Here is a 3,616-nt window from a genome sequence, read left to right on the forward strand (position 1 = left end):
GAGGCCGACCTCTATCTCGAAGGCCACGACCAGCACCGCGGCTGGTTCCACTCGTCGCTGCTGATCGCCTGCGCGATCGAAGGCCACGCGCCGTATCGCGGCCTGCTGACGCACGGCTTCACCGTCGACGGCTCCGGTCGCAAGATGAGCAAGAGCCTCGGCAACTTCATCGCCCTGAACGACGTCACGGCCAAGCTCGGCGCCGAGATCATCCGCCTCTGGTGCGCCTCGACCGACTACTCGGGCGACCTGGCCATCGACGACAAGATCCTGGCCCGCGTCGTCGATGCCTATCGGCGGATCCGCAACACGCTTCGCTTCCTGCTCGCCAACACGAGCGACTTCGACGCGGCGAAGGACGCGGTGCCGCTCGCCAGGATGCTCGAGATCGATCGCTGGGCCCTGGCCCGCACGGCCCAGCTGCAGGCCGAGATCGTCGGCCGCTTCGACGCCGACCGAGGCGTCTTCGCAGGCGGCCACTACGGCATCTACGAATTCCACCCGGTCGTCGCCAAGCTGCAGGTGTTCTGCTCGGAGGACCTCGGCTCGTTCTACCTCGACGTCCTCAAGGACCGCCTCTACACGACGGCCGCCGGCTCGCACGCGCGGCGCTCGGCGCAGACGGCGCTCTGGCACGTCGCCCACGCCGTGCTGCGCTGGATGGCGCCCTTCCTCAGCTTCACCGCGGAGGAGGCCTGGAAGGTGTTCGGCCCGAAAGGGTCCGCCTCGATCTTCACGGAGACCTACGTCGACACCCGCGCCTGGGCCGACCCGGCGCTGCTGGCGAAGTGGCGGCGCATCGGCGAGGTGCGTGCCGAGTCGAACCGGCAGATCGAGAGCCTGCGGGCCGACGGCAAGCTCGGCTCGTCGCTGCAGGCCGAGGTGCTGGTCGCGGCGCGCGGCGAGCTGCACGAGCTTCTCGCCACCCTCGGCGGCGACCTCCGCTTCGTGCTCATCACGTCGAAGGCGCGCCTGGAGGCGCTGGCCGCCGACGACACCGTCGACTTCCAGGTCCGCCCCGAGGTGAGCGGCGCGCTGAAGTGCGAACGCTGCTGGCACTACCGCGACGACGTCGGGCACGACCTGGCGCATCCGCGGATCTGCGCCCGCTGCACGAGCAACCTGTTCGGTACCGGCGAGCCGCGCAGGGTGGCCTGAGCATGGGCTCGCGCAAAGGCATTCCGATCTGGGGCTGGCTGGGCATCTCGCTCGTCATCGTCGTGCTCGACCAGCTGACGAAGACGCTCATCGCCCGCACCTTCGAGCTCGGCGACGTGCGGACGATCACGCCCTACTTCGACATCGTCCGCGCCCACAACAGCGGCGCCGCGTTCTCGTTCCTCGCCGGCGCCGGCGGCTGGCAGCGCTGGTTCTTCATCGGTCTGGGCACGGCGGCGGCCGTCTTCATCGTCTGGATGCTGAAGCGGCACGGCGGCCAGCGCCTGTTCGCCTGGGCACTGGCGCTGATCCTGGGCGGCGCGGTCGGCAACGTCATCGACCGCATCCTGCACGGCCACGTCATCGACTTCATCCAGGTGCACTGGGGCCGCGCGTACTTCCCGGCCTTCAACGTCGCCGACAGCGCGATCAGCGTCGGCGCTGCCTGCCTGATCCTCGACGAGCTGCTGCGCGTGCGTCGCTCGCGCTGAGCAGCGCTACGCCGGCTCCGGCCAGTGCCGCGCCCACACCGGCGCGACGCGGGGATCGGCCTCGATGCGGGCCAGCAGCGCCGTGAACGCCGGCCGCGACCCGGCGAGGTGCTTGCGGGCGCCGCTCCACATCGACACCGTGGCAGCGAGGATGTCGAGGGCACCCGGCCGATCGCCGCTCAGCCACGGCGTCGCTCGGAACTGGTCGACGAACAGGTCCCACAGCTCGTGCAGGCGGGCGCGGCCGCGCCCGGCCATTGCCTGGCGCACGGCATCGTCGGGCTCCGGATACCAGCGCTCCGGGTAGTCGAGGATGCTGATGCCGGCGTAGCAGTTGGCGGCGATGTAGACCAGGCCGCGGATCTGCTGCGCGCGCTGCGACGCGCCTGCCGAGAGCAGCCCGCTCTGTGGGTACGAGCCCGAGATGGATGAGGATCGCCGCGCTTTCACTCAGAGGCCGAGCCGGACCCCTTGCTTCCATAGAGAGTCAGCACGACCGTCTCCTTGCCCAGCCGCCGCTCAGGGGATCAGCACGCTCGAGCCGCTGGTCGCGCGCGCCTCGAGGTCGCGGTGTGCCTGGGCCGCTTCGGCGAGCGGGTAGCGACGCTCGATGCGGATCTTCACCTTGCCGCTCTCGACCATCGCGAAGAGCTCGTCGGCCATTTCCTGCGTGGCCTCGCGGGTCGCGATGTGGGTGAAGAGCGTCTGCCGCGTGACGTAGAGCGAGCCCTTGGCGGCGAGCGTGCCGACCGCGAAGGGCGGCACGACGCCCGACGCATTGCCGAAGCTCGCCATCAGGCCGAACGGGCGCAGGCAGTCGAGCGACTTGTCCCAGGTGTCCTTGCCGACCGAGTCGTAGACGACCTTGACGCCCTTGCCGCCGGTGATCTCCTTGACGCGGGCGGCGAAGTCCTCGCTGCGGTAGTTGATGGTGTGCGCGGCGCCGTGCTCGCGCGCCAGGGCGCACTTCTCGTCGCTGCCCGCCGTGCCGATGACCTCGAGCCCGAGCGCCTTGCCCCACTGACAGGCGATCAGGCCGACGCCGCCGGCCGCGGCATGGAACAGGATCGCATCGCCCGGCTGCAGGCCGCCCTGCGGCAGGGTGCGGCGCAGCAGGTACTGCGCGGTGAGGCCCTTGAGCATCATGGCGGCACCGGTCTCGAACGAGATCGCCGCCGGCAGGCGAACGACGTTCTTCGCGGGCATCACGCGCGCCACCGAGTAGCTGCCCGGCGGGTTGCTGGCGTAGGCGGCCCGGTCGCCTTCCTTCAGGTGCGTCACGCCGGCGCCGACCGCCTCGACGATGCCGGCACCCTCCATGCCGAGCGTCAGCGGCACGGGCAGCACGTAGACGCCCGAGCGCTGGTAGACGTCGATGTAGTTGAGGCCGCTGGCATGGTGGCGGATGCGGATCTCGCCCGGGCCGGGGGCGCCGACGGGGAGGCCGACGAGGCGCATCTCGTCGGCGCCGCCCTGCTTGTCGATGCGGACGGTCTGGCTGGTGGTCGTCATGGAAGCTTCCGGTTCGTGCAGGTGCGCTATCGTGCCTCAAGACACCGCACTGCATGAAGCGCCTGACGACTGCCCCGAACCTAGCGCTGGCCACCCTGTGGGCCGACATGCTGACCCATGCCGGCATCGACGCCACGGTCCAGCGCATGTACGCGAGCAGCATCGCCGGCGAGCTGCCGCCCGACCAGGCCATGCCCGAGGTGTGGGTCAGCGAGGACGGCGAGCTGGAGCGGGCGCGCGCGCTGCTCGAGCAGCTTCGCCACCCGGTGCACCGGCGCTGGGCCTGCCCCGGCTGCCGCGAGCAGATCGACGGGCCGTTCGAGCAGTGCTGGAACTGCGGCGCGGCGATGCCGCAGGCGGTCGCGTCGTGACCTAGAACGTGCCCGGGTAGGCGCCACCGTCGGCGAGCAGGTTCTGCCCGGTGATGTAGCCGGCCTGCACGCTGCACAGGAAGG

5 protein-coding genes and 1 pseudogene are annotated in these 3,616 nt (G+C 70.6%); 3 read left to right on the plus strand and 3 right to left on the minus strand.

Going from position 1 to position 3,616, the window contains the following annotated elements; translation table 11 throughout:
- Both AC30N0_RS13685 and lspA read left to right on the plus strand, forming a co-directional pair.
- Window positions 1–1,158: class I tRNA ligase family protein (locus AC30N0_RS13685; protein WP_489518461.1), on the plus strand; the 1,158-nt coding region annotated here is incomplete at its 5' end.
- 2 nt (window positions 1,159–1,160) lie between these two features.
- The gene (lspA, locus tag AC30N0_RS13690; RefSeq protein WP_489518462.1) at window positions 1,161–1,649 is read left to right on the plus strand and encodes a signal peptidase II; all 489 of its coding nucleotides are present in this window, start codon (window positions 1,161–1,163) and stop codon (window positions 1,647–1,649) included.
- A gap of 6 nt (window positions 1,650–1,655) precedes the next feature.
- Here the strand turns inward: lspA and AC30N0_RS13695 are convergent, their stop codons facing one another.
- On the minus strand, window positions 1,656–2,099 hold the full coding sequence (locus tag AC30N0_RS13695; RefSeq protein ID WP_489518463.1) for a hypothetical protein: 444 nt from the start codon (window positions 2,097–2,099) through the stop codon (window positions 1,656–1,658).
- A gap of 69 nt (window positions 2,100–2,168) precedes the next feature.
- Window positions 2,169–3,161, minus strand: coding sequence for a quinone oxidoreductase family protein (locus AC30N0_RS13700; RefSeq protein WP_489518464.1), 993 nt, complete (start codon window positions 3,159–3,161; stop codon window positions 2,169–2,171).
- Window positions 3,162–3,214: 53 nt separating this feature from the next.
- Here AC30N0_RS13700 and AC30N0_RS13705 point away from each other — a divergent pair, with 53 nt between their 5' ends.
- Window positions 3,215–3,532 (plus strand): putative signal transducing protein, encoded by a 318-nt coding sequence (locus AC30N0_RS13705; protein ID WP_489518465.1) that lies wholly within the window; start codon window positions 3,215–3,217, stop codon window positions 3,530–3,532.
- Between the two features lies 1 nt (window position 3,533).
- Here the strand turns inward: AC30N0_RS13705 and AC30N0_RS13710 are convergent.
- Window positions 3,534–3,616, minus strand: a pseudogene (locus AC30N0_RS13710) (SDR family oxidoreductase); the annotation flags it as partial.

Source organism: Rhizobacter sp., from assembly GCF_031412495.1.
Taxonomy (GTDB): domain Bacteria; phylum Pseudomonadota; class Gammaproteobacteria; order Burkholderiales; family Burkholderiaceae_C; genus Schlegelella_A.

Bases quoted from the DNA above. Each gene is read 5' to 3' on its own strand.
- AC30N0_RS13700 (WP_489518464.1), bottom strand. From the start codon at position 3,161: ATGACGACCACCAGCCAGACCGTCCGCATCGACAAGCAGGGCGGCGCC.
- AC30N0_RS13705 (WP_489518465.1), top strand. From the start codon at position 3,215: ATGAAGCGCCTGACGACTGCCCCGAACCTAGCGCTGGCCACCCTGTGG.
- lspA (WP_489518462.1), top strand. From the start codon at position 1,161: ATGGGCTCGCGCAAAGGCATTCCGATCTGGGGCTGGCTGGGCATCTCG.